Raw genomic sequence first — 22253 nt, 5'->3', positions numbered from 1 at the left:
CTGATGTTACTGATACTTCTCGTAAAAACCCGACTTCTGAAGATTCCAATTAACCACAAAAGTAGCGATACCAGCTAGATTATCTCCTATAAAAAAACTACTATATTTAGCAACCAATAAATTTCAAAAAATAATTAATTACAAATAAAGTTTATCTACCTATTATTTACATAAGTAATTGTAGGATAAGCAAAGCTTATCCCACAAATAACAAGCCCTCAGAAAAACTACCTTTCGCCGTAAAAACAGCCCTTACAGCTCGCAATTTATCTATCCGGATTTTACTCGAACAAATCAAATAAGTGTGTTTGCTAAAAAACAAAATAGTAATTAATTCTTAATCAGTATTTTCTAAATTTTCTCATTTTTAGTTAATTCTTCTTTGTTATTTTTTACTATCTAAAAATCAAAAATTTCGCAACACCAACAAAATCTAGTTTCACAACTTTCTAATTCAAAACTATTCTGGGTGCCAAAATCTGAGTCATGTCCGTAATGCTTCGGTACGTGTTCCTTTATAAGCAGTAATAATGGCTAATCCAAACGCAAAAGAGCAGTATATGCTCGAATTAATCAACCGGATGCGAATCAATCCGGATGCTGAATACGATATTCTAGTTAATTCTACTAACCCAGATATTCAAACCGCTCTGAGCTATTTCAAGGTTAATTTAACTGAGTTGAAATCTCAGTGGGAGCAACTTAAACCCGCACAACCTGTAGCTTGGTCTAATAAATTACATGATTCGGCTGTTACTCATACTCAGTTAATGATTGATTATGACCTGCAATCCCATAATTTACCTGACGAAGCATCTCTTCGCGATCGCGTTTTAAATACTGGTTATCAATTTACGACGGTAGCGGAAAATATCTACGCCTACGGAAGTTCTGTACTTGAAAGTCATGCAGCTTTTGCCATCGATTGGGGAAATAATCCTAATGGTATTCAAAATGGAACAGGACACCGTAATGCCATCATGTCCAACAATTATCGAGAAGTCGGGATTGGCATTTTATCAGAAGATAATCCCTCGACACAAGTCGGTTCATTACTCACTACTCAACATTTTGCTAACAGTCAACAACTTTCCACAACTAATACTTCTTGGCTACTGGGTACGGTATTTAGGGATGTTGATAACGATGATTTCTACAGCATCGGTGAAGGCTTAAGTGATATTACTGTGAATATCAGCGGCATTAGTAACCCTAATTTTAATACGTCAATCAAAACTCTAAGTGCTGGTGGATACCAAACTTTATTATCTCCCGGAGAATATCAAATCGAATTCATCCGAGATCACAACACCATTAAAACCAAGAAAGTCATCATCGATAAACAAAATATCAAACTCGATTGGATGATAGATGGCAAAACTTACCAACTGGATAACGGAAAACGAGATGCTCACTATAATTCCGGTAGCGGTGACGCAATTGTATTTAATGCTTACACTGTGGAATCCCCATTTCAAACCATCGATTTTATTTCTGTCGGTTTATCTAACTTAGGTAATCCATCTGCTGTTTTTCTCTATGAAGATAAAGACAACGACAAACAACCAGACAGCGATGAAAAGATATTAGAGCTTGACACTAACCTTATAGATAGCGAGGGTTTTGCTCATATTTCTATCGCTCCTACAAAAGTAGAAAATACCTTTTTTGTTGGTGCTTTATATAAACATAACAATAACCAACCAACCTGGATTCCCATAAGTAATAACACTCCAACTAATCAATCTTGGATAGCTGCTACGAACAGTGGTAACTTAGACCTAGAAAACTTTTCTACTTCTTTATTAGAGGATAAAAATTGGCTGTTACGAGCTAGTTCATCAGACAACTCCATAATTACTCCTGTTGAACCACCGAATGATATACCCATTGGTACAAAGCTGCAAAAAAGCAACAATATTGAATTAGTAGATTTAACCAACCAAATTGGTAGTATTAAAACTAATGTTACAGTTACTCGTGATGCAGACTACGATAACATAATCGGGTTTTACGTAATTAACGATGTAAATGGTAGTATAAAAATTAATGACGAAATTATAAATCCGGGTGATACAAGATACAAACAAGCAGCTTTACAAAATCGGATAAGCAGCCTTGAACTACTACAAACTAAGGACTCTATTCAAAGTAACTTTAATGGAACATTGAGTGGTGGTAGTATATTTGCTCCCTTCATAATTGTCGATGGTACTTTCAATGATGCTCTCAACAACAAAGCAGAAGTATACTTTGCATATCAAGGAGCAAACAGCGACAACTTCGACCATATTCGCTTATTGGGTGATAATATTTTTGGTTTTGAAGATTTACCCAACGGTGGCGATCGCGATTATAACGATTTAATTATCAAGATGGATTTTAAGTTGTGAAACGTTCCTAGCCTCCAGACTGGGAATGGATTCGATCCTAATTAAGTTGTCGCGCATTTAATTTGTATTTTTCTAGCGGGCAGGCTTGCCCTCGAACAAAGTGAAGGGATGCCCGCACTACAAGACTTTAATCAAAGACGCTGCCACTACGAATAAATCACCCTACCTGAATGTGGCAGACTGTTAGTCGCAGGGCAGAATTTAGATCATCGACAGCAGATGACGAAATATTTTCAACTAAATTCCAACACCGACACTGTTGATAATTCTTAGATTTACTTTTACTATCTGGGATAAATACTGATAGTCTTGCTAGAAGATAACTAACCTGGCGGTTATTCAACATCTAGTTGCTTTGACTTTGGAGATTTATCCAACTGTCGTTATGTATATTATGATGAGCATTCTGTCAAGATTAATTTTACGGTTTAAATAATGGCGATTGATTGTTTAATTAGGAGTATGTATGAGCTTGACAATGCACTTATATTTGTAGCCAGGTCAAAAACTTCATACTCAATTTTGCACAACGGTTAAACTATTAAATATACTTATTGTAAATTGAATAAAAGTAACAAAATTACCAATGAATCAAATATATCCTTTGCAATTGCAAGATTTTTTCATTACTATAATTTTCAGTAATTATCCGAATAGCATATGTTCCCATATCTAGGTATTAATAACAGTCAGGAGATAATCGTAAAATTAACCATTAGCTTGTGCTTTATTTTTTATTAACCTTTAAACAACCCGTTAATAATTTTATAGACATAATTTGATTGAAATGATTGAAAGTAACTTCTCACAGCGGCAACCCGGATGAAACAGATATTATGACCGCAGTTTTGCAGATTGGCGATCGCACAATTAATCTTGATGAAATTATTCCGCTGCTCAAGCAGTACGGAATGCTTCCTCAATTACTAAAAGAGATAGTTATTGATAATGCAACAGCTTCTATTGAGCTTTCCGAAGAAGAAGTGCAAAAGGCATATAAACAATTTTACCAGCAGCAGCAACTAGGGGATGAAGAGCAATTACAAGCTTGGCTCAAATCCCGTGGTTGGGAGCGCGAACAACTAGAGTATTTGGTAACTCGCACTCTCAAACTAGAAAAATTCAAACAAGAGACTTGGGGGACGAAATTAGAATCATATTTTCTGCAACGCAAGGAAAAATTAGATAAAGTAATTTATTCATTAATTCGGATAAAGGATATTGCGATTGCTCAAGAATTATACTTTCGGGTTCAAGAAAATGAGCAGCCTTTTGCAGAGCTGGCTCGCGAGTATTCTCAAGGACCAGAAGCACAAACTGGTGGTTTAATTGGTCCAGTAGAATTGGGAGTTCCTCATCCAATTTTAGCAAAAATGTTGCTCAAATCTCAACCGGGACAAGTTTTACCACCCACTCGTTTGGGAGATTGGATTTTAATTGTTCGGTTAGACAATTTTATTCCGGCGCAGTTAGATGCAGCAACGCAACAGCGACTGTTAAACGAGCAATTTGAAGCTTGGTTACAAGGAGAAATTGCTTCTGCAATCAAAGATGGTAAGTTATCGGTGGATAATTCTACTCAAAGCTAGTTCGATTTTGGATTTTAGATTTTGGATTTTGGATTGGAATGTAAACAGTTTCGAGTTATGCCACTTAAAATATGGTTCATTTATGAAGTAAATCAATCACTATCTTAAAATCCAAAATCTAAAATTCCCAAGCCTTATTTTTATGAGGTTAATCTAAAATCTAAAATCTAAAATCTAAAATTCCCATGGCTTATACAACAACTAACATTCAAGAATTTTTAGCGGAAATCAGCCCCTTTAATCAGCTACAACCGGCTGTACTGTCAAAGCTTTTAGAAAAAGCACAACTGTTCCGCTACCGGATGGGACAAGTGATTTTAGCGCGGGAAAAAATGCCCGCTCAAGTATCGATTTTGCATTCGGGACAAGTGCGTTTATTGGGTTACGAACCCGAAACCCAAATACCCGTAACTTTGGCAAGATTGCAACCTGGAGAGGTTATGGGTTGGCTCGAAGCTTTACGGGGAATAGGTGGTTCTACTGCCATTGCTTCAACGGAAGTTATTTGTATTAACTTAAATACTGAGGATTTTCTGGCTTTATTAAGTCAAGAAGAAAGTTTTGCATCGTATTTTTACCCTCGTGCGGGAATAGTTGAAGTATTTGAGTTACTCTCGAAGCAATTAAAAACTCATGCAAATAGCCAGTTGATTCTAGAAGCATCCGATTGCAATAATTGTAAGGAATTAACGCTGAAAATTTTCGATGATGCACAAATTGTTAATTTAACAACTCGCGAAGCTGCCAAGCAATTAAATCCCGATTATCTGTGGTTAGTAAGTGGAGGAACAGTTTCTCCCGATGTAATCGGTAATCGCTTTGACTCCACCGAATCTTTACCAAAAGGAAGTCGAGTACGGTTGTTAGGTTTACCAGCAAATGTTTTTTCACCCCAACCAAGGCTCGAAGATATCGGGGAAGAAGCTCAACAAGCTCACATCGCAGAAGTAATTCCCGCTGGCACATCTTCAAATTCTTTCGATGATATTCCTTACGCACCAGTAGAACCACCAGAAGCCGCAAACAATACTAAGCGAGATTCTGCTGGTAGTAAATATCCTCATGTGCGCGGTAGTGGCGGATTAAACGCGATTCTGGCTTGTTTCCAGATGTTGAGCAAGCATCTAAATATGCCCTTCCGTCGGGAAGTGATTCGTAAAGTATTAATTAATCAGCAAAAACGCACGGGTTCGTTATCGTTGCAGCAGTGCGGTGCTGTAGCGCAATTAGTCGGTTTAAGACCCCAATTAATCGGCGTACCTGCAAACGCTATTGGTAGAATTGAAGCACCCGCCATCGTACAATGGCAAGACAGTTTTGCTGTACTTTACGAAATTAGCCCTAAAACCATCGTCCTTGGGGTACCAGAATCCGGAATCCTGCGTCAAAAGCCCTCAGATGTAGCGCAGGTGCTGATACAATCGAATCCCCAACCCAAAGAAGAGCAACAACAAGATGTCGTTCCCGTATTGCTGCTGCAAGCCACCTCGGAAACACCTCAGCAAAAATTTGGACTCAGTTGGTTTTTACCTTCCTTAGTTAAGTATAAAGGCGTACTTACAGAAGTATTTGTGGCTTCTTTCTTCGTACAATTATTTGGTTTGGCAAACCCTTTAGTAACCCAGGTAATTATCGATAAAGTAATTAACCAGAACAGCCCCGACACTCTACAAGTTCTCGGTATATTCCTCTTGGTAATTGCAGTCTTTGAAGCAGTACTTACTAGTATTCGGACTTATTTATTTGTCGATACCACCAACCGCATTGACTTAACCTTGGGTTCGGAAATTATCGACCACTTGTTACGCTTACCATTACGGTACTTTGAAAAACGACCTGTGGGTGAACTTTCCACCAGGGTGAACGAATTAGAAAAAATTCGCCAATTTTTAACCGGAACCGCTCTAACTGTGGTGTTAGATGCAATTTTCTCGGTAATTTACATCGTGGTGATGTTTATTTATAGCTGGTTACTGGCTTTAGTAGCTCTGGCGACATTGCCATTATTTGCCATTCTTACCTTCGTAGTTTCTCCTATTGTCCGCCGACAACTACGAGTCAAAGCAGAACGTAACGCTGAAGCGCAATCCCACCTAGTAGAGATTTTATCGGGTATCCAGACAGTTAAAGCCCAAAATATTGAATTGCGATCGCGCTGGCAGTGGCAAGAACGTTATGCTCGCTATGTGAGTGCTGGCTTCAAAACAGTGTTAACTTCTACTAGTGCTAGTTCTACCAGTGGATTTCTCAACAAACTTTCCGGGTTACTCGTACTCTGGGTAGGGGCTTTTTTAGTATTAGACCAAAAATTAACTTTAGGAGAATTAATCGCTTTTCGGATCATTGCCGGTTACGTGACTTCTCCGTTACTGCGTCTTACCCAACTATGGCAAAACTTCCAAGAAACTGCTTTATCCTTGGAGCGTTTGAGCGACATTATCGACTCTCCCCAAGAAGCCACTGAAGAAGATAAGGGTAACATTCCGATGCCGATGATTGAAGGGGCTGTAAAATTTGATAACGTCTCCTTCCGCTTCAAACCTACTGGACCGATGCAGTTGAATAACATTAACTTAGAATTTCCGGCGGGGGTATTTGTTGGTGTCGTCGGACAAAGTGGTTCCGGTAAAAGTACGCTAATGAAACTGGTACCGCGCTTGTATCCTTTAGAATCCGGACGCATTCTCATCGACGGTTACGACATCAATAAAGTAGAACTTTACTCCCTGCGAGAGCAAGTAGGGATTGTGCCTCAAGATACCCTACTTTTTGAAGGACCAGTCCAGGAAAACATCGCTTTAAATTATCCTGATGCCACCCCAGAGGAGATTATCGAAGCAGCTAAAATCGCAGTGGCACATGATTTTATCATGGATCTACCCAATGGGTACAATAGTAGAGTCGGTGAGCGAGGTAGCGCTTTATCCGGCGGACAGCGGCAAAGAATCGCAATTGCTCGGACAATTTTACAAAATCCCCGTTTATTAATCCTTGATGAAGCTACCAGCGCTCTAGACTACGAATCCGAACGTCAGGTATGCTTAAATTTAGCAGAAGCATTTAAAGGGAGGACTGTTTTCTTTATTACTCATAGATTAAGTACTATCCGCAATGCCGATACTATCTTGATGTTAGATAAAGGTTACGTTGTAGAACAAGGAACCCACCAAGAATTAATGTCACTCAAAGGACGTTACTACTGTCTGTATCAACAACAGGAAGCGCAAATTTAAAAAAATGGTAATTGGTAATCGGTAATCGGTAATCGGAGATGGGGAGACAAGGAGACAAGGGGAAGAATTAAAAACTCCTAACTCTTAACTCCTAACTCCTGACTCCTGATCTTCAATCTAAAATCTAAAATCTAAAATTTTTTTATGACTCAATTAAACGGAAATCTCAACGGTAATGGCTCACGACAAACGCTACTCCCTGGATTAGGGAACAGTCCCCAAGATTCGATTCCTCAGAAAAATGGTAAATCAAGAGTTTCTGAGTTTGATCAACCCGTAATTCTGCGGCGATCGCCACTATTTTCACGGGCGGCGCTATGGAGTATTTTGGGTGTAACTGTTTTTACCGTTACCTGGGCGTATTTTTCTCGAATTGACCAAGCTGTCCCCGCTCAAGGAAAGCTAGAACCCCAAGGAACGGTTAGAGAAGTCCAGGTTCCTGTAAATGGTATGGTAAAAGAGGTCTTTGTTAAGGATGGAGACCGGGTAAAACAAGGAGACTTACTGTTACGTCTGGATCACGCTGCGGCTGAAGCAGAATTGGTTTCGACGAGAAAAGTTCGCGAAGCTTTAAAGTTAGAAAATCAATTTTATCGCAGTTTATTCAGCGTTTCGGGTTCTTTACCAACAACAGCTTCGATCCAAGTACCCCAAGAAATGGCTAACTTGGCTCAAAGTCGGGCTGCTTTATTAAAAGAAAATCAATTTTATCGAGTGCTGTTAAGCGGAAATAGCAATGGTGTAAATTTGACCGGGGAGCAGCAACTGCGTTTGTTTTCCAGCCAAGAAGAATTAAGGTCTCAAGGCGCTCAAATCAAGTTAGAACAAGCTCAATTACAACAACAATTAGCACAAACTAAAGAAAAACTGGATAATTCCAGAAACATACTCAGCATCAATCAAGGTATTCTTAACGATTTAGAACCATTGTACAAAGAAGGGGCGATCGCTCGTTTACAATACTTACAACAAAAGCAAGAGGTTAGCAACCGTCAAAGTGAAGTTGCTCAACTTTCTCAAGAGATACAGCGTTTGAGGTTAGCTATTACTCAAACAGGTCAGCAGTTGCAAAATGCTTTATCAACTTCTACTAAAGATATATTGACTCAAATCGCAGACAATGAAAAACGTATTGCTGAAATTGACAGTCAAATTAATAAATCTATAGTCGAAAATGAAAAACGAATTGCCGAACTCGATGGTCAAATTAAGCAAGCTTTGTTAACTAGAGATTACCAAGTTGTAAAAGCTCCGGTAGATGGAGTTATATTTGATATGAAAGCAAGTAATCCGGGTTATGTTGCTAATACTACGGAACCCGTGCTGAAAGTAGTACCGGAACAATCGCTGAAAGCAGAAGTGTTTATTACTAATAAAGATATCGGGTTTGTCAAAGAAGGAATGCCGGTTGATGTTAGATTTGAAAGCTATAATTTCAGTGAGTTCGGCGATATTAAAGGCACTCTGGTCTCAATTGGTAAAGATGCTTTACCTCCAGATCAAATTTATCCCTACTACCGTTTTCCAGCAAAAGTTGAGTTAGATCGACAAACTTTAGCAGCCAACGGAAGGCAATTACCTTTGCAATCGGGGATGTCTGTTACTGCAAACATTAAAACTAGGGACAGAAGCATTTTAAGTATATTTACGGATAAATTTACTCAAACAGCCGAAAGCGTCAAATTTGTCAGATAGGTTATTGAAGTCCGGTTTTTACAATCACTATCGATAACACCCTTACAAGTAAAAAAAACCCAACTTCTGAAGATTCGGGTATTGAAGTCCGGTTTCACCTAGTTAATTACAGCAAGGTGAAAAATTTCTTATCCGAAATCATGAACAATTAATAAACTTTCTATAAAGAAATAAAATATGTGTGTTTCTTTACTTACTTTCTTTTTTTTTAGATTATTGTATATAAATAAGTTCTCTAAAAAAGTGTAAGTTAATGTTCCCTATATTTTACTCAGCCGAGAAATAAGTGTAAGAAAGTAGTTTTGTTGATGGTAGAAAATAAATAATTCATTAATTTCTATCAAAAAAGCAGTATTTCGTGTTCTACTTCTAACACGCGCTGAGTGAAAAAAATTTTATCAGTGTTTACACAACATTTCCGGAGGACAAGCAGAATATACTGTATTACAGTATTGCAGCTTACTAAAACTCGGAAAAGTTGAAATAAAGGTAACTCAAACCTTCTATATCAGGCTTTTAAACTGATGCACAATAGTAGGTTAATATTTTCTCACCCTATTTAATTTTTTTTTACGGCTAGTAGTTTGGTTTTCAAGAAAATTTTTCAAGTTTTCTTAATTTCACGCTGCCCAAATAAGGATTTTTGATACTAAAGGATGAAATCGCCTTCAGACATTTTTGAATGGTTCCATCCCAAAAAAAACATATCTATACCAATACTAACAAAATGTTGATAACAATGCCAAATTCTACACAAGTTAACGTCATCGCTCGCGAAAACCAAAACCTAGGTACAGCATCTCTTAACCTTGATGACAATGCTAATTATAAAATAACTCTCTCGCCGGTACAGCAAAATACTCAGTACAACTTTGCTTACATTATTGACGTATCAGACAGCATGAGCGGGAAGCCTCTTCAAGCCGCGAAAAATGCTTATATTAGTTTAACAAAGTCGTTAATTGATAGCGGGATTGCAGAGGTATCGCAATTTGCAGTAATTCCTTTTGGTTCTGATGCATTGCTCAACGCACCCTTAAATGCAACACAAGCAATCTCAACCATTGAAGGTTTATCTCTTAATGGTTTTACTAATTTTAATGCAGCACTCGAAAAAGCCAATCAGTTCTTTTCTACAGTACCTTTTGGAGCAACCAATAAAGTCTATTTTCTCTCTGATGGGTTTTCAACCACGGGAGGAAGTTTTAGAAATACAGCAAAAGCGCTACAAGCAGTAGCTGACGTTCAAGCTTATGGTATTGGTGCTGCAAATATTCAAGAATTAAGGATTGTAGATTCAGATCAACCTACCATCGTTGCTGAAGCATCAGAATTAGCAGATGAATTTGTTAATTCTATACTTTCTCGCGATGATATCTCTAAGATTAATATTCTTTTAGATGGCAAGATTATTGAAACAATTCAACCCGAAGAATTGGAAGAAAGTTCTGCTGGTTTAGCTTTTACAGGTTCCATTGACGGTTTAAATCCCGAAAAGGATACACAAAATAAGCTGTCCGCACAAATAGTTTATACTGAGCAAATCCCCGACACTACAGTTGATTTAGTCGTTAATTCAGAAACAGATAAAGATAATAATCAAGAAAATCTGGGTAATACAGTTCCACAAACTATACAACTAGTTCCAAAACTGGGTAGTGAGCTTCCTATTCTCAGCGTTGCAGATATTTCCATCGAAGAGAATAATATGGGAACCAACATCACTGAATTTCCTGCAACTTTTGAGAATAACAAACCAGAATATCCTAAAGTTGAGGTCATCGAAAACGATAATGTCGAACAAACTTCACCAATTGTTCCCCAAAATACAGTGCAAAATATCATCGATGGGAACGTACTTAACTTAGAATCCTTTACAGGTAATGTAGCAATCACTTTTGCTGTAGATAGAGAAGCATTATTTGATAATACTGTCGGTTTTTACAAAATTGAAGACGCAGAAGGAACCATTACCGATCCCATAACTGGAAACAAGCTTAAACCTAGTGATGGTAAAGCTTATGCAGAATTAGCCCTGAAGCTTCATCAACCCGAACTTGAACTAAGGGTAGATAACCTCAGTTCCACTATTATCCAAGACACCCTCTCAGGAGGATATCTTTACGCTCCCTTCATGATTGCTGACGGGAATCTTGATACTCTCAAAGGAGACTTTAGTCAAGTCTATTTCTCCTTTGCTCAAGCTAATTCCGATGGAGTAGAGCATATTCGCTCCCTAGGAAACAATACCTTGGGTTTTGAAGACTTATGGAATGGTGGAGATCACGACTTCAACGATATCGTTATTCGTACTGAGATTACAATGGTTTAACCTCCAAAGAAGTCGGGTTTTTACTACTCCCTTCCCGCTCTTATGATTACTGATTTTAAAAACCTTACTAGACGCAGAGTACGCAGAGGGAAGAGGTAAAAAGAGATGAACCGCACCCTAGGGGTGAAAGGTAATCTCAAAGCGGTTCGGGGGAGTAAAAATATCTCTAATCTCAGACAATTTTTCAAAAAACCCGACTTCTCAACCAATACAAAACCGTATAAGTATTCTTGCCAACACAATATTAATATTATTACCTTTAAAATAAATAAAGTTGCATATATATACTTAGAAGTATGTCGGCAAGTATCATTTAAAACCTAAGTAAAAAATATGAATAAAACTGTACAAATTCAGGAATTAGCGATCGCGATTACAGCTAAAGATTTGAATCCCAACGCTGTCAACCTGGATTTTTTGAAATATAGCAATATTATCTCATCCGATTGGGAACTAGCACGTCCTGCTGTTCAGACAAAAAGCTTGACTCAGCTTGTGTTTCAAAATGGGATTGCAATTGTTACACAACCGAACCGTATAGTTTTTGCAGAAGCTATTGATCAAAAAGATATCCAACAAAAAATTATTTCTCAATTAGCTGCTAAATTTATAGAAAAGCTACCTAATATACAATATCAAGCTGTAGGTATTAATCCCAAAGGATTTGTAACTTTTACAGAATCAAATGGTGCAGCTAACTATGTATTAAAAAACCTGCTTGCTTCGGGAGAATGGCGAGAATTTGGTAAAACACCCGTAAAAGCTGCAATCCAATTAGCCTATACTTTAGAAGATTATATATTGAATTTGACCATCAACGAAGGATTACTCAAAATTTCCGCAGAAAAATCCCTCCCAGCAGTATTATTCTCCGGAAATTTTAACTACAATATTGTCGGTAATCACCAACAAGAAAGACTACAAGATTTGCATCGAATTCTTCAGAATTGGAACAAAAACTTAGAAACTTATCAACAACTAATTAACGACAAATTTTTATCTGATCGATTTGAGGATAAAAACTTGATCCCCTTCGGTATTAGCATTTCTCCATCAATCTAAAATATCAGCGCGATCGCAATGTGAATTTATGAATTATTAATATTTATTGCTCTGATTCTCTCGAACCCTGTTTCTGACTAGAATCTCAAAGATAGAGGGTTTATAATTGTTATTTTGCTTCAAATTGGCTTGCTTAAGCAATTTTACGGTTATCAGATAAATTATTTAGTAGATATAAAAGGAAATATACCATTTAAAAATTGGTATTAGTTAGGATGTCCTATCTACTGTAATCAAACGAGCTATGACTGTTACGCTGACCAAATACCCTACAGCATTGTTGAATAAAATTGGCTCCTATGTTTGCCAAGCAGTTATTTATATTCAACAACAGCAACCAGAGCTTTTGCTCGATAAGTACAAAAGCATACCATGGCGTGACAATAGTAATCAATCGCGTTTGAAAGCAAAGTTAATTGAAGCAATTAGTAATGCTCAAGATTGGGAATCCTTAATTGCTCGAATGGACATATTTATTAAAGCTTTGTTAATACCTTCAGCGATTAACACACCTGTTTTAGTAAAATTACAAGAAAAAATTCGTCAACTTAATCCTGATATTTCTGAGTCAAAGACTTCCGAATCTCAACAAGATGTAACCAGAATAGCAAAAGAATCTAAAATTGAGAATATCGCAACAAAACCGGATGATAATAATCAAATAAGCTCCAAAGAACATCAAGCTGAAAATCACCAAGATACAATAAACTCTGCACCAATTGAATCTTTAGCTCCGACGGATGAGTTAAAAGATGAGTTAAAAGTTTCTCAAAATCAACAAGATATAAATTCAATAAAAAAAGAGCTACCTGTTAGCAATGGGAATCAACAGCAAACAGGAATAGCAGTATTACTTTTAGATGTAGAAAATATCCAAATTACAACTGAAACAGAACAGATTTTAAAAACCATTTGTAATCATCCCATTCAAATCAAAATTGCTTTTGCAAACTGGCAAAGTATGGGTAAAAAAGATATTGAATTTCATCATCGTGGATACGATTTAATTCATGTTCCTCGCGGTAAAGATAATGCTGACGGTAAAATGATTGCTTTTGGTTCACAAATTGATCAACATTATCCTCAAGTCAAGGAAGTTTTGGTTTGTTCCTCAGATACAGTCATGACTAATTTATGTAACCATCTTCAACAAAAAGGATTAACTGTTTATCAAATTAGTCAGCAATCTGGCAATTTAACTATATTTAATAGTAAAACTAATGAAACCGAAAACCACATAATATTACCTTCTATAGAACAACTTTTATATCAAATTAAAGACATAATTAAAGAGCAACAATTACAAACATCGAATCAATGGATAAAGCTTACTCAAATCTGTAAAAGATTTAAAGAGAAGTATAGCTTTGGTATCAATAAAGTCGTATCTCATCACCTTCCCGGTAAAACTGTAAAAAATATTTTTATCGATAAACCTGAATTTGTCATTCACCAAATACCCGAAAATCCAGAAGTTTATATTACTTTGTTCAAGATATCAAGTGAAGAAAAACCAGATAATCAAATATTGACATTTGAAAATAAATCCAGTTTAGAACAAGCACTAGTTAAAATTATTACTCAAGTAGTAGGTAAAACCCCAAGTAATTATATTCCTATCCATACTGTAGGAGAAAGATTTAATAAACAGTACGGTAAAGGAATTACCAAAATACTCAAAGAATTAAATCTGAGTCGTAATTTTGTCAACTTCTTAGAGTCGTGTAACTTGGTCGAAATGAAGAAAACAGGTAATATATGGCAAGTAGCTTTAAAGTGAGGAGTTAGTGGTTAGTGGATGGTGGTTAGGAATTTTAACCTTTAACCTTAGACCTTAGACCTTTAACCTTTAACCTCATCCCCCATCTTTCGAGAAAAATTTCAGCTAAAAATCACTATCTACTGCTTAGGAGTGACTTGAAAATCGAGCAAAAAAGGCAGAATTTACAAACAGATAAGCTGTTAATGCCTCTTGCTTCAATTAAAATGAGAATTGCTTACGTTCACTTCTATGTCGAAGATGCCATAATTTGGCGTGATTGGTTTGTACATCATCTTGGTTTTGAAAAATTAGACGATGGTGCTGTTATCCCCAGCTTCCCCGGTAAACAAGATACACCTTCTCATACCCGCACGGAAGTAGTTAAAAGCGGCTCAGTTTGCTTTGTGCTGTCTTCAGCAATATCATCTATTAGCCCAGTAGCTGAGTATCTCCGTCAACATCCACCCGGTGTGGTAGATATCGCTTTTGAAGTGGAAGATTTGTCTGCAACAATAACCCTAGCCAAAGCTTATGGAACAGACATTATACAACAACCCGGCATACAAGTACAAAAAAGTAAACAAAAAAATACAACTTACACTAAGCAAGCGAAAATTATTGCTTGGGGAGGACTTACTCATACTTTATTGGAAACACAATTAAAAGAGAATGCAATCGAAAATTATTCCTCTCCTTGTTCCATTCAAGCAATAGATCACCTTGTCCTCAATGTAGCGGTAGGTGATTTAAAAGCTGCTGTTAATTGGTACCAAAATATTCTCGGTTTTCGCCCCCAACAAAAATTTAACATTCAAACCGAATATTCTGCATTGCACAGCCAAGTAATGGTTTCTCCTGATGGGGATGTACAATTACCAATTAACGAACCTGCAACTCCCAATTCTCAAATTCAGGAATTTCTCAACGCTAACCGAGGAGCAGGAATTCAACATATTGCTTTAAAAACCAGAGATATTATCAGTAGTATTGCTGAATTTCGCGCCCGTGGCTTGTCTTTTCTGCCTATTTCTCAAAGCTACTATTCCCAGTTACAGCAGCGAGCAAATTTACCTCTGAAATCAAATGAACTAGTAAGTATCGCCAAACAAGAAATTTTGGTAGATTGGAAGGAAGATTATCCGAATGCTTTACTCTTACAAATTTTTACACGACCGATTTTTTCTCAACCTACCTTTTTCTTTGAGTTTATCGAGCGTCGAGAATGCGCTCAAGGTTTTGGAGAAGGTAACTTTCGCGCTTTATTTGAAGCAATGGAACTCGAACAAATTAAACGTGGAAGTTTACAAATAGGAGATAAAAAAGTGACTAAGGAATAAACTTTGTCCTAAGCTAACATTTAAATAGATGAGTATATACACTTGTAGAAAAATCTATATATCTACAAGTGCAGCAGTCAGCAATTTATTTAAAAATAAAATCAGTTCGGGAAATAAAAAATGATTGTAGTCATGAAAGTCGGTTCCCCAGAAGCAGAAATAAAACGCATTAGTGAAGAAATGATTAATTGGGGGCTAACACCAGAGAAAATAATTGGTCAACATAAGGTAGTAATCGGTTTAGTTGGAGAAACAGCAAGTTTAGATCCATTGCAAATTCAAGAAGTAAGTCCTTGGATTGAACAAGTATTGCGGGTAGAAAAGCCTTACAAACGTGCTAGTCGTCAGTTTCGACACGGTGAGGCTTCAGGGATTATAGTTAATACTCCCGATGGTGAAGTTACATTTGGCGAAAATTATCCTTTAGTAGTAATTGCGGGTCCTTGTTCGGTAGAAAATGAGGAAATGATTGTAGAAACCGCGCACCGTGTTAAAGCTGCTGGAGCCAAGTTTTTGCGTGGTGGTGCTTATAAACCCCGGACTTCACCTTATGCTTTCCAAGGACATGGTGAAAGCGCTTTAGAATTGTTAGCGAAAGCCAGAGAAGCCAGTGGATTAGGAATTATTACCGAAGTAATGGATGCTGCTGATTTGGACAAAATAGCCGAAGTCGCGGATGTTGTCCAAGTGGGTGCGAGAAATATGCAGAATTTCTCATTACTCAAAAAAGTCGGAGCGCAACCCAAACCCGTTTTACTCAAGCGCGGAATTTCCGCCACTATTGAAGAATGGTTAATGGCTGCTGAATACGTACTTGCTTCGGGAAATTCTAATGTAATTTTATGCGAAAGGGGTATTCGTTCCTTCGACCGTCAGTATACTCGTAATACCTTAGATTTATCAGTAATACCAGTATTGCGACAGCTAACTCACTTACCGATTATGATCGACCCTTCACACGGTACTGGGTTATCAGAATTTGTTCCTTCAATGTCCATGGCTGCTATAGCCGGTGGATGCGATTCCTTAATGATAGAAGTTCATCCCAACCCCGCGAAAGCCTTATCTGATGGGCCTCAATCCCTAACACCAGAACGTTTTGACCGTTTGATGCAAGAATTAGCAGTAATTGGTAAAGCCGTCGGACGTTGGGAACAAGCTGTTGCGATCGCCTGACGGAGATGGGGGATGGGGAGACAAGGAGACAAGGAGACAGGGAGAAATAAATAATAACTGTCCACTGTCAACTGTCAACTGTCAACTAACTCCTCACTCCTAACTCCTAACTTTTATTTACCGTCTTCTACCTCCAGTACCGAAACTACGACCACTGCGGCTTCCCGAACTTCGAGAACGAGTTCCACTACCAAAACTCCTGTTGGATGGATTATTTCTCGTTGATCCGGATTTTCCGGATTGTTTCAGGGTACTGCTGCCAAAACCGGAACCAGTAGCACGACTGTTACCAGTATTTGTACTGGGGGTAGTACGTCTGATATTTGAAGTTCCAGGACTTGTTCTTCTTAAATTTCCGGTAGTGCGGAAAGTGGTACGGTTTCGGACTGCTGCTGGTGGTTCGTTATAACGCTGACGATATCTATCAACTGCGACATCATAGCTGTTACCATATCCACCAAAACCAGTATATACAGACCTTCCCGGTTGATAGGCGGGTGGTACATAATACTGGGGTCTGAATAACAAACTACCGATTGCTTGACCGGCGATCGCACCAGCAAATGGAGCCCAAAAGCCGTTATTTCGCTGAACTATCACCGTTTCTTGTCGTCCAGTTTGGGGATCGGTTTTTGTTTCGGTAACGTTTTGAACGTATTCAATTTTAAAATCTGGTGTTAAATAAAGTGCAGGCTCTCCGTTTTCTACTTTCAGGTAGCTAGCTTTACCTTCCTTAATTTGTTCATCGGTAAGACGAGCCATTTGCAACTGATCAGTTTTAAAAGTGGGCTTAGGACTATTTAACAAAAATAGTGTATATTCTCCATCCGCATCGTTATAACTAGCTTGCTGTACGGGATATTCACCATCATTAATTTTAGTATTAGTCGGGGTTTGGCTTACATTTCTGGCTTGTGGAATATCTTGGCTACTTTGGTTAGTACCACCACAAGCAACTGTTGTAAAGCACAAACTGAATGCTAAAAAAACAGCTGTAAACTTACGCAAAATTTTCATATCCATATACTTTTATTCTATCTTTGAGCTTAACAACTTCTTTATCGGCTTGAGAGGTACGGAGAACCGTCTTTTTATAAAGGAATTAATTCGTGATAATGCTGTAATAATTGGTCGTTAGTCAGTTCATCTCCTAACTGTGCAGGTGAAAAATGTACTTGAACTGCTCGTATTTTATGTTTGTAATGTAAATCAATAAAAGCTTTCAAACCTTCTTGAAGATCGGCAATATTTGACAAATCATCTTCTAATTCCGGTACTTCTCCTTCATAAGCCACCGTAATCATCACCACTACATTACGGGTTACGGGAACGGTAAAAGATTCATCGACATCAGAATAATTGGACGGTGGTTCACTTAAATAACGTTGTGCCGAATCGGTAAATAATTCTTGAAAATAGTCTCCAGCATCACCTTCTTCCCAAAAGACATCACCTTCATTAGCAGCGGACATCCAATATTCATCGTATTGCAATAAGGTTTCGCAGATTGAAACTAATTGTTCTCCCAAAACCTCCATATCACCTTCGGCATCAACTGCTTCTCTGGCGCTACGATTTAATACTCCTAAAATAGGTGCGACTTCTGAACCACTTAGGTGTAACATGATACGACAAACTACATATCTGGTACGACCCATCATTTTATTAAACATACTTTTTGCTCCTTGATTCCCGTTTTTTTGAATGAATCATATTATGGTTTGAACTAAGCATGGGGCAATATGTATTATTTAGGCATTGCGGATTGTGCATTGATTTTTTTAGATTTTTTTTAGATTTGTTTTATATTTATTTAATAAATCTATTACTTGACTTGTCAAGATTTAAAATAATCAAAAATCCGACTTTTGATAATCTCAGATTAATTAATTATGGAAAATATTTTTAGAATGTTATGAGTGTTCTCTATTACAACTTAAACAATCATCAGTAATAAACCATTACTATAAAGTATAAAATATTTAACTCAGATATCTTGGATATCTATATCTTTAGGTCTATATCCTTATATATATCTTTTAGTGTAATCCTCCATTTAATAATCAAGTAAGATAATGAAAACCTTTAAAAAAATCCGCGCTTGCATTTATTGATGGTTGTCTGGATTGAGAAAGTTCGCTCAATTCATCTTCATCTAAATCAGTTTCAATTTGAGGATGGTCAATTAATCTTTTGCCAAAATGGGGACTATCATAAACGGTTAAATTTTTGGCGCTAGAATTTGTTAAAATTGTTTGCGTAGGAGCTTGAAAAAAGTTTAATTTTGCTGCAATTCCTAAAATTTTTGTCACACCTTTGATATAATCTGCATTTTCCCTTGCCTTATCCAATCGAGTAATTAATTGTTGCATCCGTTGAATAGTAATTAGCTGTCCATGCTCCTCTTGACTGGCAATCATTTCTATAGCTAGGTATATATTTTTGTGAGTTGCAACAGCATCTCGAAAAGGAAGAATTGCCATATAAGCAATAGGAAATAAACTTTCGTCACTGTCTGCACGGAAAGTAAAAACAGTACGACGACGACCAATTTCCATGCTAGGAGGTTGATGTAATCCTTGATATTTTTGAGTTATTTGAAAATAGGCACCAGCGATTGCAAAATTTGCCTCTGGATCTAAAGGTCTATCTACAATAATACGAATAGTTGGTGGAGTTTCGTTGAAAAATTCTCCCGAATCTTCCGCACTTAAGTAATGAATAATAGAGCGATCGCCTTTTTGACTCAAATCCACCCATTCACAAATCAACATATCCGTTTTCAAACCAAAGCGAGAAGTAGCATAAAGTTTTGCTCCGGTTAAAGTTGCTCCAGTTAAATCAGCACCCACCCATTCAGCTTGAATTAATTTTGCTTCAGTTAAATCGCTATGTACCAAACTGGTATTAGTCAAATTAGCATTGCTTAAATCGGCTCCAGCCAAATTTGCACCGCTTAATTTTGCACCGCTTAAATCAGTCCAAGAAAGATTTGCACCTCTCAAATCAGCCCAGCGAAGATTTGCATCGCTAAGATTAGCACCAAATAGGTTAGCACGAAACATATTTACTTGACGAAGTTCGGCTTCTCGTAAATTAGCACCGCTTAAATCAGCACGAACCAAATCGGTATTATTTAAAGTAGCTCGCTCCAGATTCGCTGCAACTAAAGATGCACCTCTCAAACAAGCTTGATTCAAATTCGCATGACGTAAAACAGCGTGACGGAGTGTAGCTTCCCGTAAATCAGCATTGCTTAAATTTGCTTCTAATAAATTAGCACGAGTGAAATCAGCGCGAATTAATTCACTTTGGATCAAAGAAGCTCTAACCAATTGAGCATGACTCAAATTAGCTCGAATTAAATTAGCCACATTCAAACTCGCTTCTGTGAGATTAGCTCCTTCAAGATGAGCGCCACTAAGTCTTGCTACATTCAGTTGAGCATAGCTAAAATTAGCCTTAGTTAAATTAGCACCGCTAAAATTTACAACACTTAAATTCCCATGACTAAAATCAACACCACTAAGTTTTACTCCACATAAATTAGCTTCGGGAAGTTGAATATTTCTAAAATCCGTACATCCCTTTTGGTATTTTTCCAATAATTCATCTACAGTCATCGATGCAACCTCTGATTTTATTTAATAATTGGTAATTGGTAATGGATAATTGGTAATTGGTAATTGGTAATTGGTAATGGGTAATTGGTAATTGGTAATGGGTAATTAAATTCCTAACTCCCTTCCTCCCAACTCCTACTCCCTTCCCGGCAGAAGATTACGAAAAAAAAACCGCAGAGACGCTCTTAGCGCAAAGGAAAGAGGTAAAAAGAGATGAACCGCACCCTACGGGTGATAGGTAATCTGTTTAGCGGTTCGGGGGAGTAACTCCTAACTCCTAACTCCTAACTCCTAACTCCTCACTCCTAACTCCTTTAATCTAAAATCTAAAATAAAATAACCCTTCTCCTAAAAATTAAGTATGATAATCGGTATTATTGGTCTTGGATTAATCGGTGGTTCTTTAGGTTTAGACTTAAAAAAGCAAGGACATCACGTTTTAGGAGTTAGTCGCCGTGAATCCACTACTCAAAGAGCAATTTCTCTTGGTGCTGTTTCCCAAGCGTCAGTCAATATGAACTTGCTATCAGAAGCAGAAGTCGTATTTATTTGTACACCTCTGGGACTTATTATTCCCACACTTGAGCAATTGATTGCTTATTTACCAAGTTCTTGTGTAATAACTGATGTTGGTTCGGTGAAAACCCCTATTGTAAAAGCGATTGCACCTGTATGGGAAAATTTTGTCGGCGGACATCCAATGGCAGGTAGTATTGATTCAGGTATAGAAGCCGCCCGTTCAAAATTATTTACCGATAAACCTTACGTACTTACACCTATTAATACAACTCCAACCAGCGCGATCGCAATTGTTGAAGATTTAATTAGTCAACTTGGTGTTAACATTCATTATTGTTCCCCAGAAGAACATGATAAAGCAGTTAGCTTGATTTCTCATTTACCAGTAATGGTGAGTGCTTCCTTAATTGCAGCTTGTGAAAAAGAACCCGATTCTCAAGTCCATCAGCTAGCTCAAAAGTTTGCCAGTTCTGGCTTTAGGGATACATCTCGTGTGGGTGGAGGGAATCCGGAATTGGGAGTAATGATGGCAAAATACAATCGAGAAGCATTACTAATGTCTCTGCAAAAGTATCGCTCGAATCTAGATGAATTAGTTAATTTGATTGAACGAGAAGATTGGGTAAGTTTAGAGCAAATATTGCATTCAACTCAGCAAGCTCGAAGTAAGTTTGTTAAGGAGTGAGAAATTTTTGTCAGGCTATAAAAATAAACAGTATCATCATGAAACAGATTATCAGAAAAGCAGTCACCCTACTTACGGTATACTACGCCTACATGGTAGAATATCGTGCCGAACTGATTTTATGGGTTTTGACGGGTTCGCTGCCTATAATCATGATGGGAGTTTGGACTCAAGCAGCGCAGGAAGGACAATTTGGTTTATCTCCAACAGAATTTGCGCGATATTTTCTAAGTGTATTTTTAGTCAGACAATTAACAGTAGTTTGGGTAATTTGGGAATTTGAAAAGGAAGTTGTAGAAGGTAAACTTTCACCCCGTTTATTACAACCTTTAGACCCAGTATGGCATCATGTAACATCTCATCTTGGAGAAAGAGTTGCTCGGATACCCTTTGCAATATTATTAGTATTATTATTTTTTGTACTTTATCCCCAAGCTTTTTGGATACCAAGTTTCACACAAGTAGTATTATTTATTCTGTCTTCAGCAATGGCTTTTGCGCTGCGTTTCGTGATTCAATACACTTTTGCCATGTTCGCATTTTGGACAGAAAGAGCATATGCTTTACATGATTTTTGGTTTTTATTCTATCTATTTTTATCGGGAACTATCGCACCATTAGAAGTATTTCCCCAACAAGTTAGACAGATAGTATTACTAACACCATTTCCTTATTTAATTGACTTTCCTGTGAGTATTTTAGTAGGCTTACCAACCAATATTACCAGAGGATTTTTAGCAACAGCAGGCTGGTTTTTACTATTTTTGGGAATCAATAGAATTATGTGGAGACAAGGATTGAAAAAGTATTCCGGAATGGGAGCGTGAGGGGAGACAAGGGGATGGGG

At 37.5% G+C, this 22253-nt stretch carries 14 protein-coding genes; 11 read left to right on the top strand and 3 right to left on the bottom strand.

Annotation, left to right across the window (positions count from 1 at the left end):
• Positions 1-530 precede the first annotated feature (530 nt).
• The 9 genes from IQ247_RS08835 to aroF all read left to right on the top strand — a co-directional run bounded on the left by IQ247_RS08835 (position 531) and on the right by aroF (position 16579).
• Positions 531-2393, top strand: coding sequence for a DUF4114 domain-containing protein (locus tag IQ247_RS08835; RefSeq protein WP_193919031.1), 1863 nt, complete (start codon positions 531-533; stop codon positions 2391-2393).
• A gap of 791 nt (positions 2394-3184) precedes the next feature.
• Entirely contained in the window at positions 3185-3982 is a 798-nt protein-coding gene (locus IQ247_RS08830) for a peptidylprolyl isomerase (protein ID WP_322745465.1), read from the top strand.
• A gap of 185 nt (positions 3983-4167) precedes the next feature.
• Positions 4168-7215 carry a peptidase domain-containing ABC transporter gene (locus tag IQ247_RS08825; RefSeq protein WP_193919029.1) on the top strand — a complete coding sequence of 1016 codons (3048 nt, stop codon included), beginning with the start codon at positions 4168-4170 and terminating at the stop codon, positions 7213-7215.
• Positions 7216-7359: 144 nt separating this feature from the next.
• Complete coding sequence (locus tag IQ247_RS08820; RefSeq protein ID WP_193919027.1) at positions 7360-8910, top strand: beta-barrel domain-containing protein; 1551 nt, start codon at positions 7360-7362, stop codon at positions 8908-8910.
• Positions 8911-9649: 739 nt separating this feature from the next.
• Positions 9650-11242, top strand: a complete 1593-nt coding sequence (locus IQ247_RS08815) for a DUF4114 domain-containing protein (protein WP_193919025.1) — start codon at positions 9650-9652, stop codon at positions 11240-11242.
• 333 nt (positions 11243-11575) lie between these two features.
• On the top strand, positions 11576-12304 hold the full coding sequence (locus IQ247_RS08810) for a hypothetical protein (protein ID WP_193919023.1): 729 nt from the start codon (positions 11576-11578) through the stop codon (positions 12302-12304).
• Positions 12305-12548: 244 nt separating this feature from the next.
• On the top strand, positions 12549-14084 hold the full coding sequence (locus IQ247_RS08805; protein ID WP_228059589.1) for an NYN domain-containing protein: 1536 nt from the start codon (positions 12549-12551) through the stop codon (positions 14082-14084).
• 137 nt (positions 14085-14221) lie between these two features.
• Complete coding sequence (gene hppD, locus IQ247_RS08800) at positions 14222-15403, top strand: 4-hydroxyphenylpyruvate dioxygenase (RefSeq protein WP_322745464.1); 1182 nt, start codon at positions 14222-14224, stop codon at positions 15401-15403.
• 120 nt (positions 15404-15523) lie between these two features.
• Positions 15524-16579, top strand: a complete 1056-nt coding sequence (gene aroF, locus IQ247_RS08795; protein ID WP_193919022.1) for a 3-deoxy-7-phosphoheptulonate synthase — start codon at positions 15524-15526, stop codon at positions 16577-16579.
• A gap of 117 nt (positions 16580-16696) precedes the next feature.
• Here aroF and IQ247_RS08790 read toward each other — a convergent pair whose 3' ends face one another.
• From IQ247_RS08790 to IQ247_RS08780, 3 genes are all read right to left on the bottom strand, one after another.
• The gene (locus tag IQ247_RS08790; protein WP_228059588.1) at positions 16697-17596 is read right to left on the bottom strand and encodes a DUF1190 domain-containing protein; all 900 of its coding nucleotides are present in this window, start codon (positions 17594-17596) and stop codon (positions 16697-16699) included.
• Between the two features lie 74 nt (positions 17597-17670).
• The gene (locus IQ247_RS08785; RefSeq protein WP_193919017.1) at positions 17671-18252 is read right to left on the bottom strand and encodes a DUF1517 domain-containing protein; all 582 of its coding nucleotides are present in this window, start codon (positions 18250-18252) and stop codon (positions 17671-17673) included.
• 390 nt (positions 18253-18642) lie between these two features.
• Positions 18643-20202 (bottom strand): pentapeptide repeat-containing protein, encoded by a 1560-nt coding sequence (locus tag IQ247_RS08780; protein WP_193919015.1) that lies wholly within the window; start codon positions 20200-20202, stop codon positions 18643-18645.
• Between the two features lie 361 nt (positions 20203-20563).
• On the opposite strand from IQ247_RS08780, the gene IQ247_RS08775 reads away from it, so the two are divergent.
• Positions 20564-21406 (top strand): prephenate/arogenate dehydrogenase, encoded by an 843-nt coding sequence (locus IQ247_RS08775; RefSeq protein ID WP_193919013.1) that lies wholly within the window; start codon positions 20564-20566, stop codon positions 21404-21406.
• 38 nt (positions 21407-21444) lie between these two features.
• Positions 21445-22233 carry an ABC transporter permease gene (locus tag IQ247_RS08770; protein WP_193919011.1) on the top strand — a complete coding sequence of 263 codons (789 nt, stop codon included), beginning with the start codon at positions 21445-21447 and terminating at the stop codon, positions 22231-22233.
• The last annotated feature ends 20 nt before the right edge of the window (positions 22234-22253 follow it).

Origin of the sequence: Plectonema cf. radiosum LEGE 06105 (assembly GCF_015207665.1) — a bacterium.
In the GTDB taxonomy this organism is placed as follows: Bacteria; Cyanobacteriota; Cyanobacteriia; order Cyanobacteriales; family Nostocaceae; genus Rivularia; species Rivularia radiosa_A.
This window is presented reverse-complemented; position numbering and strand designations above follow the sequence as displayed.

Excerpts from the sequence above, each read along its gene's own strand:
- IQ247_RS08835 (WP_193919031.1), top strand. The coding sequence starts at position 531 with ATGGCTAATCCAAACGCAAAAGAGCAGTATATGCTCGAATTAATCAAC.
- IQ247_RS08825 (WP_193919029.1), top strand. The coding sequence starts at position 4,168 with ATGGCTTATACAACAACTAACATTCAAGAATTTTTAGCGGAAATCAGC.
- IQ247_RS08820 (WP_193919027.1), top strand. The coding sequence starts at position 7,360 with ATGACTCAATTAAACGGAAATCTCAACGGTAATGGCTCACGACAAACG.
- IQ247_RS08815 (WP_193919025.1), top strand. The coding sequence starts at position 9,650 with ATGCCAAATTCTACACAAGTTAACGTCATCGCTCGCGAAAACCAAAAC.
- IQ247_RS08810 (WP_193919023.1), top strand. The coding sequence starts at position 11,576 with ATGAATAAAACTGTACAAATTCAGGAATTAGCGATCGCGATTACAGCT.
- IQ247_RS08805 (WP_228059589.1), top strand. The coding sequence starts at position 12,549 with ATGACTGTTACGCTGACCAAATACCCTACAGCATTGTTGAATAAAATT.
- aroF (WP_193919022.1), top strand. The coding sequence starts at position 15,524 with ATGATTGTAGTCATGAAAGTCGGTTCCCCAGAAGCAGAAATAAAACGC.
- IQ247_RS08790 (WP_228059588.1), bottom strand. The coding sequence starts at position 17,596 with ATGAAAATTTTGCGTAAGTTTACAGCTGTTTTTTTAGCATTCAGTTTG.
- IQ247_RS08785 (WP_193919017.1), bottom strand. The coding sequence starts at position 18,252 with ATGTTTAATAAAATGATGGGTCGTACCAGATATGTAGTTTGTCGTATC.
- IQ247_RS08780 (WP_193919015.1), bottom strand. The coding sequence starts at position 20,202 with ATGACTGTAGATGAATTATTGGAAAAATACCAAAAGGGATGTACGGAT.
- IQ247_RS08775 (WP_193919013.1), top strand. The coding sequence starts at position 20,564 with ATGATAATCGGTATTATTGGTCTTGGATTAATCGGTGGTTCTTTAGGT.
- IQ247_RS08770 (WP_193919011.1), top strand. The coding sequence starts at position 21,445 with ATGAAACAGATTATCAGAAAAGCAGTCACCCTACTTACGGTATACTAC.